The sequence below is a fragment of the Pantoea sp. CFCC18179 genome, from assembly GCF_059412405.1.
This window is the reverse complement of the sequence record NZ_JBNBPM010000012.1, coordinates 28,067-43,160: the sequence shown is the minus strand read 5'-3', so window position 1 is coordinate 43,160 and position 15,094 is coordinate 28,067. Positions and strand designations below refer to the sequence as shown.

Genomic DNA, 15,094 nt, shown 5'->3' with positions numbered 1-15,094 from the left:
GGTATTAATCCTCTCGCCGGTAACGAAAGTCAAGATAAAAAACAGCCAAATAACAAATTTTAATTTTAATAATCAATAACTTGGAGTTGTCATGGTAACCAGAAGACGTTTTCTTGCAGGATGCACCGCCGTGCCCGTTGTTTCCTATCTCAGCCTCAATTCCGCCTTTGCTGCCACGCCACCTAGCATGTTGGTGATCGCCATGCAGCTCGACAACATCACCAGCCTCGATCCACATGAAAGCTTTGAAGCCACTGGCGGCCAGATCTGCGGCAACCTGTATCAACGTCTGGTCACGCCCGATCCGCAACAAGCCGATAAAGTGATTGGGCAACTGGCGCAAAGCTGGGATGTCAGCAGTGATAACGGCACTTACACTTTCCATCTCGATCCGGCGGCTAAATTTGCCGATGGTTCGCCGCTCACCGCTGAAGATGTCGCGTTCTCGATTGAGCGTATTGTGAAGCTGGATAAAAGCCCGGCGTTTATCATCAACCAGTTTGGTTTTACCAAAGACAACGTGACGCAGCTGGTGACGGCGAAAGATGCGCACACCGTGGAGATGAAACTCGGCGCGCCAGCGGCAGAAACCTTCCTGCTGTATTGCTTATCGGCGACGGTTGGCAGCATCGTGTCGAAAAAAGCCTGTCTGGCAAATCAGCAAAACAACGATTTTGGCAACGGCTGGCTGAAGCAGCACAGCGCCGGTTCCGGTGCTTTCACCCTGCGCACCTGGAATGCCAGCGAAACGGTGATTCTGGAGATCAGCCCGCAATATAAAGGCGCGAGCAAAACCAAGCGCGTGCTGCTCAAGCACATTGCCGACCCAGCCGCGCAGGCGCTGATGCTGAAAAAAGGCGATGTCGATGCGGCGTACGACCTCACCACCGAGCAGCTGTTGCAGGTGAAAAACGACAGCAGCGTGGCGCTGGTGAATCAGTCGCTCTCCGCCATTATGTTGATGTCGTGCAACACCAATAATCAGTACCTGAAAAAGCCGCAAGTGTGGCAGGCGCTAAAGTGGGCGCTGGATTACGACAGCATCCAGAAAAACATCCTGTCGATGAGTTTTGTCACCCATCAAAGCTTCCTGCCGAGCGGTTTCCCGGCAGCGCTGGATGACACGCCATTCCACAAAGATCTCGCCAAAGCCAAAGCGTTGCTGGCTGAAGCCGGTTATCCGGATGGCTTTGAAATCACCCTTGATCACTACTCAGCGCAGCCGTATCCGGATATCGCTCAGGCGATTCAAACGCAGTTGGCCGCGATTGGCATCAAAGTGTCGTTGATTGCCGCCGAAAACCGTCAGGTATTGACCAAAATGCGTGCGCGTCAGCATCAGTTAGCCTTGACCGTCTGGGGCGCGGATTATTTCGATCCTAACTCCAACACCGAAGCGTTCTGCGTCAACACCGACAACAGTGATAACGCACGTGCGCGTACCCTGGCGTGGCGTTGCAGCTGGTCTGACGATGCGTTCAACAAGCTGACCGAACAGGCGCTGCACGAGCCGGATCCCGCCAAGCGTATTGCGCTGTATCAGCAGATTCAGCAGATGGGCCGCGAGAAGAGTCCGTTCATTTTCATGATGCAGAAGACCAAAAACGTGGCGACAGGCAAAGGCCTTTCTGACGTCCACATGACCGTGCTGGAACAATGGCCGTATGCGCAGGTGAAAAAAGCCTGATGCCGTTACTGAAGAAAATCGTCAGCACCTTGGGAAGCCTGGTGCTGACGCTGTTTGGCTTGTCGGTTTTGACCTTTTTCATCGGCCGCGTGATGCCCACCGATCCGGTGCTGGCAGCGGTCGGTGATAACGCGCCGCAATCTGTCGTCGAACGCGTGCGCGCGGAAATGGGGCTGGATCAGCCCCTTTACGTGCAGTTTGGTCACTATCTCAATCAACTGCTGCATGGCGATCTCGGCAAATCGATTCTTACCTCGAATCCGGTCAGCACTGATATCGCGCGCTTCTTCCCGGCGACCATGGAACTGGCCACTGCGGCAATCATTATCGCTGCGCTGGTTGGCATTCCGCTCGGCGTGTGGGCGGCGGTGCGCCAACGTTCGTGGATCGACCAAACCATTCGCGTGATTTGTCTCGCCGGACATTCATTGCCGGTATTTGTGCTGGCGCTGTTGAGCCTGCTGGTGTTCTACGCGGTGCTCGGCATTGCGCCCGGTCCCGGACGGCAGGACATCATCTGGCAAGATATGGTGCCGCAAGTCACTGGCTTCCTGACCATCGATTCGCTGCTGGCCGGGGAAACCGACGCCTTTTGGGATGCGCTGGCACACATGGCGCAACCGGTGCTGATCCTCGCCTATTTCAGCATGGCCTACATCACGCGTATGACGCGCACCTTCATGCTCAATGCGTTAGGCGGCGAGTTCGTGATTACCGCGCGCGCCAAAGGGTTGTCCTCACGCCGGGTGATTTGGCGTCATGCCTTTCCTACCGTGGCGGTGCAATTGGTGACGGTGCTGGCGCTGACCTATGCCGGATTGCTGGAGGGGGCGGTGGTGACGGAAAACGTCTTCGCCTGGCCGGGCCTCGGGCAATATCTCACCACTTCGCTGATGAACGCCGACATGAATCCGGTGGTCGGCGCAACCTTGCTGGTCGGCACCGTGTATGTGCTGCTCAATCAGCTGGCTGACCTTCTCTATCGACTTTGGGACCCGCGCGTAAAATGATCTTCTTCTCTCGAGAGTGGCTGCTGGACAATACGCCCGCCAATCGCCGTCAAGCGGTGTGGGGCCGACGCTATCGTCTGTGGCTCAGCCTGCGCAGCAACCCATTGGCGATGATTGGCTTGCTGGTGATTGCCGTGATGCTGTTTCTTGCGCTGTTTGCGCCGTTATTGACGCCCTTCGATCCCGGCGTGCAGCATCTGGAAAATCGCCTCGCCGCACCTTCTTTTGCCCATTGGCTCGGCACCGATGAGTTGGGCCGCGATGTCTGGACACGCATTATCTATGGCGGTCGCACTACCCTCGGCATGGTGATCGCTGTGGTGCTGCTGACGGCGCCACTCGGTTTGCTGATTGGCTGCATCGCCGGTTATGCCGGTGGCTTTATCGATAAGGCGCTGATGCGTCTCACCGATATCTTCCTCGCTTTCCCGCGTTTGATTCTGGCATTGGCGTTTGTCGCCGCGCTGAAACCGGGCGTTGAGAGCGCGATTCTGGCGATTGCACTGACTTCGTGGCCGCCGTATGCACGTCTGGCGCGCGCCGAAACCCTGCAATTCCGCCACAGCGATTTCATTGCTGCCAGCCGGTTGAGCGGTGCTTCGCCGCTGCGCATTATTCTGCGCCACATCATGCCGCTGTGCGTGCCGAGCCTGATTGTGCGCGTCACGCTGGATATGAGTTCCATCATTATTACCGCCGCCAGCCTCGGTTTCCTCGGCATGGGCGCGCAGCCGCCGTCACCGGAATGGGGCACGATGATCGCCACTGCGCGTCGTTTCCTGTTCAGCGAATGGTGGGTGCCGTTAATGCCGTGTATCGCGATTTTCCTGACGTCGTTGGCGTTTAACTTTCTCGGCGACGGTCTGCGCGACGTGCTGGATCCCAAGGAGCGCTAAATGTTGGTGGAAATCGAGAACCTGCGCATTGCATTCCGCTCGCGCAGCGAAGCCTTTGAAGCGGTGCGCGGCGTGAGTTTCAGCGTGGGCCGCGAGAAATTTGCCATCGTTGGCGAAAGCGGTTCAGGTAAGTCGCTGACCGCGCGCTGCCTGATGCAGTTGCTGCCGGGCAATGCGGAAGTCAGCGCTGACGTACTGCGTTTTGATGGCATCGATCTGCGCGGTGCCAGCGAAAAAGTGCTGCGTAAAATTCGCGGCAAGCGCGTCGGTTTTATCCTGCAAGACCCGAAATATTCACTCAATCCGGTGATGACCATCGGCCAGCAAATTGCCGAAGCCTGGCGCGAGCACAAAGGCGGCAGCAAGAAAGCAGCAATGCAGGCAGCGGTTGAGTTGCTGGAACAGGTGAAGATTCGCGATCCCGAAGCGGTTGCTAAACGCTATCCGCATGAAGTGTCTGGCGGCATGGGGCAGCGCGTGATGATTGCCATGATGCTGGCACCGGATCCGGAATTGCTGATCGCCGATGAACCGACCAGCGCGCTGGATGCCACGGTGCAAGCCGAGATCCTCAAGCTGATTGACGAGCTGGTGTCGGCGCGCGGCATGGGGCTGATTCTCATCAGTCACGATTTGCCGCTGGTGTCGCACTTCTGCGATCGCGTGGCGGTGATGTACGCCGGGCGCATTGTTGAGTTGCTCGACGCCGGACAATTGCAGCAGGCGCAGCATCCGTATACGCGCGGATTGTTGGCGTGTCTGCCATCGTTACGCCATCCGCGCGAACGTTTACCGGTTTTACAACGCGATGCCGCGTGGCGTGATTAATTAACCAGGTCGCCATGAATGGCGACCTTACGACCGTTCAGCGCGATTTGTAGGGTCGCCATTTATGGTGACCATTGCATGGTCCGCACGGAGCATCTCATGATTCAAATTGAAAACCTGCGCATCGCCTTCGGTGCGCACACGGTGGTGAAGGACGTCAGCTTTGCGGTTGGCAACGGCGAAAGCTTCGGCCTGGTCGGCGAAAGCGGCTCCGGCAAATCCACCATTCTACGCGCGCTGGCCGGGCTGAATGCCGACTGGCACGGCAGCATGCTGTTTGGCGGCATGCAACTCGGCGCGAAACGCAGCCGCGCCTTCTTCCGTCAGGTGCAAATGGTATTTCAAGACCCGTTTGGCTCGCTGCATCCGCGCCAAACCATCGACCGCATTCTGCATGAACCGCTTTTGGTGCATCAGATGGATCGCGCCGAACAACGCATCAGCCAGGCGCTCAGCGAAGTCGGTTTGCCCGCATCGGTGCGCTTCCGCTATCCGCATCAGCTTTCCGGCGGTCAACGTCAGCGTGTGGCGATTGCGCGCGCCCTGATTGCCGAACCGGAAGTGCTGCTGCTCGACGAACCCACCTCGGCGCTGGATGTCTCGGTACAGGCAGAAATCCTGAATTTACTCAGCGATCTACGCAGCGAGCGCAAACTCACCTACATTATGGTGACGCATAACCTCGCGGTGGTAACGCATCTGTGTCAGCGCATTGGCGTGATGCAGCATGGCGAGATGGTGGAGCAACTCAGCGCCGACGATCTGCGCGCCAGACGCATTCAGCATCCGCATACCGCCCAACTTTTCGATCTCAGCATGACGCTGGAGGAACCGGCATGACCGCAAACTGGCAACGCGCCGCGGATGTCGCACAACAGATTACCGACAGCTGGCAGCAGCCCGGCGCGCCGGGTGGCGCGATGATTCTGTTTGATGCGCAGCAGATTCACTCAACCCATTGCGCTGGCCTGGCCGATCTGGCGCAGCAAACGCCATTCAGCGCCGACAGCGTGGTACGTTTCGCCTCGATTACTAAGCATCTGTTTGCCGCGCTGGTCACCGGGCCGGGCCGCCGCTATCTGCAACTCGACGATACGCTGGCGCAACATCTGCCGCAGCTCACTGGCGCTAATGGGCAGATTACTGTCGGCCAGGCGCTGGATATGAGCAGCGGTTTACCGGATTTGCGTGAATCGTTGTCGCTGCTGGGATTGTCGGTGTACAACGCCACCAGCGCCGAAGATTTGCTGGATTTTATGGCGCGTGAAGATGAACTCAATTACCCGCCAGGCAGCGAGATTTCTTACACCAATACCGGTTATCGCCTGGTGGAAGAAGCGCTGAAAGCCAAAGGTGTTGGCTTCAACGATCTGTTGCAGCAGTACATCTGCGATCCACTGGATATCAACCTAATTGCGCCGGATAGCTGGTTCGACATCGTGCCGGGTTTGGTACCGGGATATTGGCAAAACGGCGAAAACTGGCAGCTTTCCAGCGCCGGATTGCATCTTTCGGCCTCAGGTAGCGTCACTGGCAGCCTCAATCATCTGACGCGCTGGCTGCAAAGTTTGCTGGCCGATAGCGGACCGGGCGCAGGCGTGTTGCAGCGCCTGAGCGCGCCGCGCAATCTCAACGACGGGCGCACCAGCGGTTACGGTTTGGGCCTCGCCAGCTCGACGCTGGGCAGCCAGACGCTGTTCGGTCACGGCGGTTCACATGCCGGTTATAAAAGCTATTTCCTGCTGCATCCGGAGTTAAAACTCGGCGTGGCGTTGGTGGCGAATCGCGAGGACGTCACCACCTCAGAAAGCGCATTACGCGTGATGGCGGCGCTGCTCAATCGTGAATTGCCAGAGAAAGGCCATGATTTGACGCCGGGACTGTACGTGGCGGAACACGATGCCGATTGGCTGGAGATCAAAGGCGTTACCGCCACCTGGCTGGGCGCGGGCGAAACGTTGTGGCGCGACGATACCCATGGCGATGCGGTGTCGCTTTCCAGCACCTTCCCGATGCAGCTACGTCACGCTGGCGCGGCGATTGTCGGTGAGATTGGTCATGCGGCGCGGCGTTTTGTGCCGGTGCAGCCCGATCAAGCCAGCCTCGATCATCTACAAGGACGTTGGTTCGCCGCAGAATGGCGCAGCGAGTTGGAGATTGAGGGCGATCGTTTAGTGATGGGCATCGGCCCGGCAGCGATTCGCGCAACCTTGCAGTCGCTGGGCGGCGATCGCCTATTAGCCACCGCGCAGGATGGCCCGTGGGAGAAGCGGTTCGTGATCGCGCGTGAAGGCGAGTCGCTGCGGCTGCTGCTCAACCGCAGCCGCGTGGTGAGATTTACGCGTTAAAAACCGCGCGATGAATCGCGCCGCTACGGGTATGCGCACGTATTAGTAGCGGCGCAATTTATTGCGCATTTAGGCAATTCGGTGGCTTAAACGCCCAATCTTCTCAATCTCTACTTCAATCACATCGCCGGGGAACATAAACAGCGGTGGCGTGCGTTTTTTCCCGACGCCGCCCGGTGAACCGGTGATGATCACATCGCCTGGCGACAGCGGGCTAAACGCAGAAATGTACTCGATGATCTTCGCCACCGGATGCACCATGCTGGCGGTGGTATCGTTCTGTACTTCGCGCTGATTGAGCCAGGTTTTGATCGCCAACTGCTGCGGATCGGGGATTTCATCGGCGGTGGTCATCCACGGCCCGAAACCGCCGGTTTGCTGCCAGTTTTTACCGGCTGTGAACCAGGTAAACTGCATGTCGCGCACCGTAGCATCCATAAAGCAGCTGTAACCGGCAACGTGTTGCAGCGCATCAGCCGCTTTCACCTGATAGGCCTCTTTACCGATGATCACTGCTAACTCGCCTTCGTAATCAAACTCTTGTGTGGTCGCCGGTTTCAGCAGCGGCTGTTGGTGCGCCGCCAGAGAATCAGCAAATCGCACAAATAAGGTTGGCGCTTCAATGGTCTCGGCGAACTCTTTGCGTTTGTCGGCGTAGTTCATGCCAACACAGAACACTTTGCCAGGATTTTCCACCACCGGCAGGAAGCGAATCGCGCTGAAAGGGTGATCAATCGGCTGCAAAGTGAAGGCATCCAGATCGCGTAAACCGCCGCGTTGCAGCAACGTTTTGAGATCCGGGCACTCCGCGCCGAGACGAGCGCCGATATCAATCACGCCTTCTTCCAGCACGATACCGTAACTTTTTCTTTCCTGGTCAATAAGATAAAAACTGCAGAGCTGCATGACTGCCTCGTTGTTATAACTAAATTGCGCGCAGGTTACCAAATACCAGCAGGAAATGCGGACCGACCTGCTGAATTAGCGGTCACCATAAATGGCGACCCTACGGGGTGCTTATTGTAGGGTCGCCATTTATGGTGACCATGTGAATAGCCGCACAGCACTAAGACTGCGTGCTCGCCAGATAGGAAAAGGCGCTCAGCAGGCTGATCAGCGTGTTCATGTTTTCGGCGCGATAGCCGACCGTCACCGCATCAATGCGCGTGACGCCGGGAATCAGGCTGAATAAATCAGCCAGCACCGGTTTGCTGGCTTGTAGCGCCATCTCGTACGGCGCGCTCAAACGCGTGGTGCTGACTTGTCGCGCACGTTTTACCGCAGCGATAGCGGCCGCGCGGATGGCGTTTTGCGCCGCTTGCGGACTGATCGATTCGGCACAGGTATGAGAAATCGCGTGCTTCACGCAGACGTAATCCACCGACGGATAATGCTCGGCAATCCAGCCTTGCAGCTGATCGTCACCGCTCACCAACCACAGCGGCGTGCCCTGTTCAGCTGCCGCCGCCGCGTAAATATCGCTTTCGCCCATCACTTTGCCGTTGATGTGGATTCGCCAGAAGGCGCGGCCATTAATGGTGTGCGCCAGCACGCCCGGTTCACCCGCTGCGCTGTGATAGCCGATAAAAAACAGGCCATCAAACGGCTGTTGTTCAATGCCTTCGACCATCGATAAACCGCGCGGTTTGCCTTGCACCATGCGCGCACGTGGATCGATATTTTCCGCGCGAAGATTGGTCATTTGCGCGTGGCTGTCGGCGACCACCACTTCAGTTGCGCCACCGGCAAACGCGCCATCGATGGCAGCATTGACTTCCTGTTCCATTAATCCGCGCGCTAACTGATACTCGGCGTGACCGGGAGAACACTGTTCAGGGCGCATCACGCCCGCGATACCTTCGATGTCGGCGGAGATGAAGATTTTCATGAGGTTGGGGTTCCGTGAGGTTATTGGCAGAGGTCGCCATGAATGGCGACCCTACGACGCGGTCAATCGATCTAATACTTCGGTCAGCGACGGGCGATGATGACCACGGAAACCGCTAACGGCTTCAGCGCTCAGCAAGGCATCCAGCACCGCGTGTTCGGTGGCATCGGCGGCGGCGGCGAGTAGCGGCTCCAGCGCTGATTCTTCTGGCGGTTGCGGCTGAGGCTGGGTGGAAAACGCCACTGCGATGTCGCCGGAACCGTGGCCCCAATAGCTGCCTAAACGCCCCAAGCCGGCACCGGCGCGTTTGGCGATGCGCTTGAGTTGACGGGCGTCGAGCGCTGCATCGGTGGCCATGATGATGATGATGGAACCGGCATCGCGCTGCGGCGTCAGTTCCGGTAGCAGCGGCGCGATCATTTCGCCAAGGCGCACGCCATCCAGCGTCAGCGCGGTTAACGCACCAAAGTTCGCCAGCACCAACACCCCGAGCGTAGCGTTCAGCGCGGGAATCACACGTGATGCGCTGCCAATGCCGCCTTTCAGGCTGAAACAACTCATGCCGCGCCCCGCACCGACGCTGCCGCGATCAAAATCTGGCGCGGCATTATCCAGCGCCTGTTGCGCCATCGCCTCGGTGATCGCCAGCGCCTGAATGTCGTTGAGCCAGCCGTCGTTGCACTCTAGCGCCAGCGGATTAACGGTGGGCAAGCTGCGACCCAATTCGCTGTTGCGGCTGATGGCGTCGCGCACCAGCGTGGTAAACAGCGTGCCGACCGCCAGCGTATTACTGAGTAAAATCGGCGTTTGCAGCACGCCCAACTCTTCGACCTGCACCAATCCGACCGGCTTGGCAAAACCGTTGAATACCGCAGCCGCACACGGCAACGGTTGGGTGAACAGGTTGTCGCCCGGCGGCACAATCGCGGTGACGCCGGTCTGGATGTCGCCCTGATCCAGCGTGTGATGGCCGACGCGCACGCCCGGCACATCGCTAATGCGATTAGTGGCACCGCAGGCGCTGCGCGGTTGTCCTAGCTGGCGCTCGCTGCGCCAGCGTTGCAGCAACAGATCGCGCTGCATTTGTTGAAAGTCCATGCTTAGCTCTTTAGTTTGGGATCGAGCGTGTCGCGCAGCGCATCACCCAGCAGGTTAAACGCCAGCACGGTAATAAAGATCGCCAGACCCGGGAACACGCTGACGTGCCATAAACCCGCCATCATCATGCTACGGCTCATCGCCAGAATATTGCCCCACTCCGGCACATCGGGTTCCGGGCCAAGGCCGATAAAACTCAGTCCAGCAGCGGTGAGAATACTGGTGCCGATACGCATAGTGAAATAGACAATCACGTTCGACAACGTGCCCGGAAGAATATGGCGCAGTAGAATCACGCGATCTGGAGCACCGGCACAGCGCACCGCTTCAACGTAAGCCGCTTGCTTCAACGATAAAGTGGAAGCGCGCACGATGCGGGCAAATACCGGCACGCTGAAGATCGCCACCGCAATGATGACGTTGTTCAAACCTGGGCCGAGAATCGCCACCACCGCAATCGCCAGCAGCATGCCAGGAAACGCGAACAGCACGTCGGAGCCGCGCATGATCAGCATATCCACCCAGCGGCCGTAATAACCCGCCAGCAGGCCGAGCAGCACGCCAACCACCATACCGAGCGTCACCGACAATACGCCGACATACAGTGAGATACGCGCGCCAAAGATGATACGGCTGAACAGGTCGCGACCGAGTTCGTCGGTGCCCATCCAGTGCGTGCTGGACGGCGGCGATGACAGCGCCATCCAGTCCGGCGCCATCGGATCCCACGGCGCCAGCCACGGGGCGAAAATCGCCACCAGCACCAGCAACAACACAAAGCCGCCGGAGATCAACGCCAGCGGATTGCGCACCAGCGCGTGCAGGAAATCGCGCCACGGCGAACGAATCGCCTCCTGCGTTTGGGCAGGCAAAGATTGCAGACTCATCACGGCTCCTGTCGCAAGCGGATCGCGGGATTAACCACCGCGTACAGCAGATCAACCAGCAAGTTGATCACGATAAATTCAAACACGAACAGCATCACCAGCGCCTGGATCACCGGCTGATCCTGCGCTTTGATCGACTCGATCAGCAGCCAACCCAATCCCGGCCAGTTGAAAACGCTTTCCACGACGATCGATCCGCCGAGCAGGAAACCAAACTGTAAACCGAGCATGGTGATCACCGGGATCAACGCGTTACGCATGACGTGTTTCCACGTCACCAACCGATTGCGCAGCCCCTTGGCTTTGGCGGTGCGCACGTAATCTTCCTGCGCCACTTCAAGAAACGCCGAGCGAGTGAAGCGCGCCATCACCGCCGCCACGGAAGAACCGAGCGTGATGGCGGGCAACACGATGTCGCTGGGTTGATTGAAACCACTGACTGAGAACAGGCCAAACGGCATGGCGACGAACTGGATCAGCAGCAGGCCGAGCCAGAAAGTTGGCATCGAGATGCCGCCGACGGCGACGCTCATCAATGTCCAATCCTGCCATTTGCCGCGTTTCAAGGCGGCAAATACGCCGAGGAATAAACCGAGCAGCACCGACCAGGCAAAACCGGCCAGCGCCAGCCACATCGTCGGCATAAAGCCTTGTTTGATCACCTCAAGCACCGGTTGCTGGGTGCGATAAGTGATGCCGAGATCGCCGCGCAGTAAGCCACCGATCCAGTTGATGTATTGCTGCGGCAGCGGATCGTTGAGACCAAGATGTTGACGCGCCGCTTCGACTGCGGCCAAAGGCGCATCCGGTCCGGCGTAGATGCGTGCCGGATCGCCGGGTAGCAATTTGATGAAGCCGAAGACCAGCAGCGAGACCACCAGCAGTACTGGGATCATCTCCAGCAATCGGCGAATGATGTATGCGAACATGCGGTTCCTTTGGATTGGGTGCGGATTGTGATAGGTGCGCATTAATGCGCACCCTACAACGTAGGGTCGCCATTCATGGCGACCGCCAACCCTTACTTAAACGACGCCTGATTAAACAAGAAGTTGCCATCTGGCAGCATCGACACGCCGCTTAAGGTGCTGCGTTTGCCGACCAGATTGTCTGGCGTGCCGAGGAACGCTACTGGCGCCTCTTGCCACAACACTTTCTGCGCGTCGGCATAAGCTGCACCGCGCTTGGCCGGATCGGCGGTGGCTAAACCTCCGGCGATGGCTTTGTCGGCATCGGCATTGCTGAAGTACGACACGTTATACGACGTCGGCACCCAGGATTCGGTGGCGTACAGCGGGCGCAGCGCCCAATCGGCATCACCGGTTGAGGTTGACCAGCCACCGTAATAGAGATCGAATTCCGCCTCTTTCGGGTCTTTTACGCCCCACAATTTGGCATTACGCGTGCCGGAATCCATTGGCGTAACGGTGGCGCGAATGCCGACGGTCGCCAATTGTGCTTTCAGCACCTGCGCCGCACGGACGCTGGCGGTGGCATTAGTCACCCACAATTTCAGGTCGAGGCCGTTCGGGTAACCAGCTTCTTTCAGCAACGCTTTGGCTTGATCCGGCGCGTAGTGATAGTTCGGCGCACTTTGCTTCTGGTAGAACTGCACGCCTTCTGGCATCGCCGAAGACGCCGGTTTGCCCATGCCGGCAAACGCCACTTTCAGCCACAGATCGCGATCGATGGCGTAGTTGATCGCCTGACGCACGCGCACATCATTCAGCGGTTTGTGCTGGGTGTTGATCGCCATGTAATAGAGATAAATACTCGGATCGCGCTGGATCGCTAATTTGCTGTCGCTCTGCACCGTGGCGATCAGATCCGACGGCAACGGCCAGATCGCATCCACCTGACCCGATTTCAGCGCGGCAACGCGCGTGGCATCTTCCGGGCTTGGCGAGAAGGTGACGTTATCCACCTTCGGCCACCCTTGCTGCCAGTAGCCGTCATATTTGGTCAAGCTGACCGCTTTGCCTGGCTGCCAGGATACAAACTTGAACGGGCCGGTGCCGACCGGATGCAGGCGCAACTGCGCTTCATCAGGATATTGCGCCAGAATTGCCGGGCTCCACATCACCGCCGACGGATGCGCCAGCGTGTTGATAAAAGCACCAAACGATTGGTTCAACTCGATTTTCACCTGATCCGGTGCCAGCACCGTCACCTTCTCAATCATCTTGTAAAGGCTGTTGCGCTTGAGGCCTTTTTTCTGATCGGCGAGGCGATCAAGGTTGGCTTTCACCGCGTTGGCATCGAATGGCGTGCCGTCCTGGAACGTCACACCTTTGCGCAGCGTTAAGGTGAATTCAGTGGCGCTGTCGTTGCTGGTGTAGCTGGTTGCTAGCCACGGCTGCAACTTCATCTGCGCATCGAACTGGAACAGACGCTCAAAGATGCCGCTCTGCACCGAATAGCTGACGTTATCTGAAGTATCGTGCGGATCGAGGCCGGTGATATCGGCATACATCGAAATGCGCAGATCCTGCGCCTGAGCGGCGGCGGCCAACGAAAGGGTCAATCCCAGCGCAAGCGCAGTACGGCGAAAAATCGGGTTCATGAAATCTCCTGGTATTGAGGGTTAGCGCGAAACAAAATCAGCGACCCAGTGTTGCGGAGCAACCTGGCGATAACGCGGTTTAACGACCGTTTCTCCCACCTTGCGCAGCGGCGAAGGAATCTCGCCCTCTTCGAAGATGCGGGGTTGACGGTTCTGAGGATCGGCTACCGGCACCGAGGCCAGCAGACGTTGGGTATACGGATGTTGCGGCTGGTTGAACACCGACTGGCGCGGCCCCAGCTCGACGATTTGGCCGAGATACATCACCGCTACGCGATTGGCGATGCGCTCAACCACTGCCATGTCATGGGAGATGAAAATCCATGCAACGCCAGTTTGCTGTTGCAGATCCATCATCAGGTTGACCACCTGCGCCTGAATCGACACATCGAGCGCAGAAACCGCTTCATCGGCGATAATCACTTTGGGTTTCAGCGCCATGGCGCGCGCAATGGCGATGCGCTGACGCTGGCCGCCAGAGAATTCGTGCGGATAGCGCTGCGCATGCTCTGGCAGTAATCCAACGCTTTTCAGCAATGCGTCAACCTGCGGCGAAGCTTCTTCCAGCGACTTGACCATGCCGTGCAGCAGCAGCGGCTCGGCAATGGTGAAACCAACGGTGAGACGCGGATTGAGCGAGGCGTACGGATCCTGAAACACCATCTGGATTTCACGACGCAGCGGCTGGAACTCGGCCTCTTTTAAATTGGCGATTTCGCTGCCCTGGAAATGAATGCTGTCGGCCTGGCTTTTGATCAGCCGCATCAACGCACGGCCAGTGGTGGATTTTCCGCAGCCGCTTTCGCCAACAATCGCCAGCGTTTCGCCCGGCCACAGGCTGAAATCGATCTGCTCCACCGCGTGGACTTGATGCGTCAGCGCCGAGAAGATGCCGCTGCGCACCGGGTAATAGACTTTCAGGCCGCGCACATCCAGCAGCGGCGTTTCGTCGTAACGCGCGGTGCGCTGTTCGCTGTCGTGGCTGGTTTGGCTGCCCAGCAGCGGAAAACGCTGCGGCCATGCGCGTTCACGCATGTCGCCAAGTTTCGGCACCGCCGCCAGTAATGCTTTGGTATAGGCATGCTGCGGCGCGTTGAAAATCTCGTTTACCGTGCCCTGCTCAACCACTTCGCCGCGCAGCATCACCACCACGCGATCGGCAATTTCCGCCACCACGCCCATGTCGTGGGTGATGAACAGCACCGCCATCTGCTTCTCACGTTGCAGGTCACGCAGGATATGTAGAATGCGCGCCTGCACCGTGACATCCAGCGCGGTGGTCGGTTCGTCGGCGATTAATAACTGTGGATCGCAGGCCAGCGCCTGAGCAATCATGACGCGCTGGCGCATGCCGCCGGAAAGAGAATGCGGGTAGCTTTTCATCACCCGATCAACATCGGCGATACGTACCTGACGCAACAACTCGCGCGCCCGCGCCTCGGCCTGATTTTTGTCGCAAATTTGGTGATCACGTAGCGCTTCAGTGAGCTGATCGCCGACGCGCAATACCGGATTGAGCGAGGTCATCGGCTCCTGGAAAATCATCGCCATTTCACGTCCACGCAGGGCACGGCGCTGATTTTCATTCAGGTTCGCCAATTGATGCGTGCTGCCCTGACGATCGCGGAACTGCATAGTGCCGCGATCGATGCGGCCAGATGCGGCCAGCAAGCCCATCACCGCCAATGAAGTAACCGATTTTCCTGAGCCACTTTCACCGACCACCGCGACGATTTCGCCCTGATTAATCGAGAAACTGATGCCTTTTAACGCCTGATTTTCGCCGCTGCGGCCACGAAAACTGACGCTAAGATCCTGAATCGCGAGCACCGGCGCTGAACCGGCAACGCTGGCGGCGTTGGGTGTAAGTAAAGTGTCCGTCATCGTTG

At 58.1% G+C, this 15,094-nt stretch carries 13 protein-coding genes; 6 read left to right on the top strand and 7 right to left on the bottom strand.

What is annotated here, in order from left to right; translation table 11 throughout:
• Positions 1–91: 91 nt before the first annotated feature.
• The 6 genes from ACPUC7_RS19215 to ACPUC7_RS19190 all read left to right on the top strand — a co-directional run bounded on the left by ACPUC7_RS19215 (position 92) and on the right by ACPUC7_RS19190 (position 6,769).
• Complete coding sequence (locus ACPUC7_RS19215) at positions 92–1,687, top strand: ABC transporter substrate-binding protein (protein ID WP_494924088.1); 1,596 nt, start codon at positions 92–94, stop codon at positions 1,685–1,687.
• A complete protein-coding gene (locus ACPUC7_RS19210; RefSeq protein WP_343551744.1) occupies positions 1,687–2,697 on the top strand; it encodes an ABC transporter permease in 1,011 nt (336 codons plus the stop codon). Before ACPUC7_RS19215 ends, ACPUC7_RS19210 begins: the two co-directional genes overlap by 1 nt.
• Positions 2,694–3,593 (top strand): ABC transporter permease, encoded by a 900-nt coding sequence (locus ACPUC7_RS19205; RefSeq protein ID WP_494924087.1) that lies wholly within the window; start codon positions 2,694–2,696, stop codon positions 3,591–3,593. Before ACPUC7_RS19210 ends, ACPUC7_RS19205 begins: the two co-directional genes overlap by 4 nt.
• Positions 3,594–4,421, top strand: coding sequence for an ABC transporter ATP-binding protein (locus ACPUC7_RS19200; RefSeq protein ID WP_494924086.1), 828 nt, complete (start codon positions 3,594–3,596; stop codon positions 4,419–4,421).
• A 99-nt stretch (positions 4,422–4,520) separates the two neighbouring features.
• Complete coding sequence (locus ACPUC7_RS19195; RefSeq protein WP_494924085.1) at positions 4,521–5,261, top strand: ABC transporter ATP-binding protein; 741 nt, start codon at positions 4,521–4,523, stop codon at positions 5,259–5,261.
• Positions 5,258–6,769 carry a serine hydrolase domain-containing protein gene (locus ACPUC7_RS19190; RefSeq protein ID WP_494924084.1) on the top strand — a complete coding sequence of 504 codons (1,512 nt, stop codon included), beginning with the start codon at positions 5,258–5,260 and terminating at the stop codon, positions 6,767–6,769. The genes ACPUC7_RS19195 and ACPUC7_RS19190 overlap by 4 nt, the downstream gene beginning before the upstream one ends.
• 69 nt (positions 6,770–6,838) lie before the next feature.
• Here the strand turns inward: ACPUC7_RS19190 and ACPUC7_RS19185 are convergent, their stop codons facing one another.
• The 7 genes from ACPUC7_RS19185 to ACPUC7_RS19155 form a co-directional block, all read right to left on the bottom strand.
• Positions 6,839–7,675 carry a fumarylacetoacetate hydrolase family protein gene (locus tag ACPUC7_RS19185; protein ID WP_494924083.1) on the bottom strand — a complete coding sequence of 279 codons (837 nt, stop codon included), beginning with the start codon at positions 7,673–7,675 and terminating at the stop codon, positions 6,839–6,841.
• Positions 7,676–7,835: 160 nt separating this feature from the next.
• Positions 7,836–8,657 (bottom strand): M55 family metallopeptidase, encoded by an 822-nt coding sequence (locus ACPUC7_RS19180; protein WP_494924082.1) that lies wholly within the window; start codon positions 8,655–8,657, stop codon positions 7,836–7,838.
• A 51-nt stretch (positions 8,658–8,708) separates the two neighbouring features.
• A complete protein-coding gene (locus ACPUC7_RS19175) occupies positions 8,709–9,755 on the bottom strand; it encodes a DmpA family aminopeptidase (RefSeq protein ID WP_494924081.1) in 1,047 nt (348 codons plus the stop codon).
• 2 nt (positions 9,756–9,757) lie between these two features.
• A complete protein-coding gene (locus ACPUC7_RS19170) occupies positions 9,758–10,642 on the bottom strand; it encodes an ABC transporter permease subunit (RefSeq protein ID WP_494924080.1) in 885 nt (294 codons plus the stop codon).
• Positions 10,642–11,571, bottom strand: a complete 930-nt coding sequence (locus ACPUC7_RS19165) for an ABC transporter permease (protein ID WP_343551712.1) — start codon at positions 11,569–11,571, stop codon at positions 10,642–10,644. The genes ACPUC7_RS19170 and ACPUC7_RS19165 overlap by 1 nt, the downstream gene beginning before the upstream one ends.
• Before the next feature lie 92 nt (positions 11,572–11,663).
• Entirely contained in the window at positions 11,664–13,205 is a 1,542-nt protein-coding gene (locus ACPUC7_RS19160) for a glutathione ABC transporter substrate-binding protein (protein WP_494924079.1), read from the bottom strand.
• Positions 13,206–13,226: 21 nt separating this feature from the next.
• Complete coding sequence (locus ACPUC7_RS19155) at positions 13,227–15,089, bottom strand: ABC transporter ATP-binding protein (protein ID WP_494924078.1); 1,863 nt, start codon at positions 15,087–15,089, stop codon at positions 13,227–13,229.
• Positions 15,090–15,094: the final 5 nt, after the last annotated feature.

What these genes read in the sequence shown, in the direction of transcription:
- ACPUC7_RS19205 (WP_494924087.1), top strand. Translation starts at nt 2,694, where the DNA reads ATGATCTTCTTCTCTCGAGAGTGGCTGCTGGACAATACGCCCGCCAAT.
- ACPUC7_RS19155 (WP_494924078.1), bottom strand. Translation starts at nt 15,089, where the DNA reads ATGACGGACACTTTACTTACACCCAACGCCGCCAGCGTTGCCGGTTCA.
- ACPUC7_RS19180 (WP_494924082.1), bottom strand. Translation starts at nt 8,657, where the DNA reads ATGAAAATCTTCATCTCCGCCGACATCGAAGGTATCGCGGGCGTGATG.
- ACPUC7_RS19195 (WP_494924085.1), top strand. Translation starts at nt 4,521, where the DNA reads ATGATTCAAATTGAAAACCTGCGCATCGCCTTCGGTGCGCACACGGTG.
- ACPUC7_RS19210 (WP_343551744.1), top strand. Translation starts at nt 1,687, where the DNA reads ATGCCGTTACTGAAGAAAATCGTCAGCACCTTGGGAAGCCTGGTGCTG.
- ACPUC7_RS19170 (WP_494924080.1), bottom strand. Translation starts at nt 10,642, where the DNA reads ATGAGTCTGCAATCTTTGCCTGCCCAAACGCAGGAGGCGATTCGTTCG.
- ACPUC7_RS19165 (WP_343551712.1), bottom strand. Translation starts at nt 11,571, where the DNA reads ATGTTCGCATACATCATTCGCCGATTGCTGGAGATGATCCCAGTACTG.
- ACPUC7_RS19175 (WP_494924081.1), bottom strand. Translation starts at nt 9,755, where the DNA reads ATGGACTTTCAACAAATGCAGCGCGATCTGTTGCTGCAACGCTGGCGC.
- ACPUC7_RS19185 (WP_494924083.1), bottom strand. Translation starts at nt 7,675, where the DNA reads ATGCAGCTCTGCAGTTTTTATCTTATTGACCAGGAAAGAAAAAGTTAC.
- ACPUC7_RS19215 (WP_494924088.1), top strand. Translation starts at nt 92, where the DNA reads ATGGTAACCAGAAGACGTTTTCTTGCAGGATGCACCGCCGTGCCCGTT.
- ACPUC7_RS19160 (WP_494924079.1), bottom strand. Translation starts at nt 13,205, where the DNA reads ATGAACCCGATTTTTCGCCGTACTGCGCTTGCGCTGGGATTGACCCTT.
- ACPUC7_RS19190 (WP_494924084.1), top strand. Translation starts at nt 5,258, where the DNA reads ATGACCGCAAACTGGCAACGCGCCGCGGATGTCGCACAACAGATTACC.
- ACPUC7_RS19200 (WP_494924086.1), top strand. Translation starts at nt 3,594, where the DNA reads ATGTTGGTGGAAATCGAGAACCTGCGCATTGCATTCCGCTCGCGCAGC.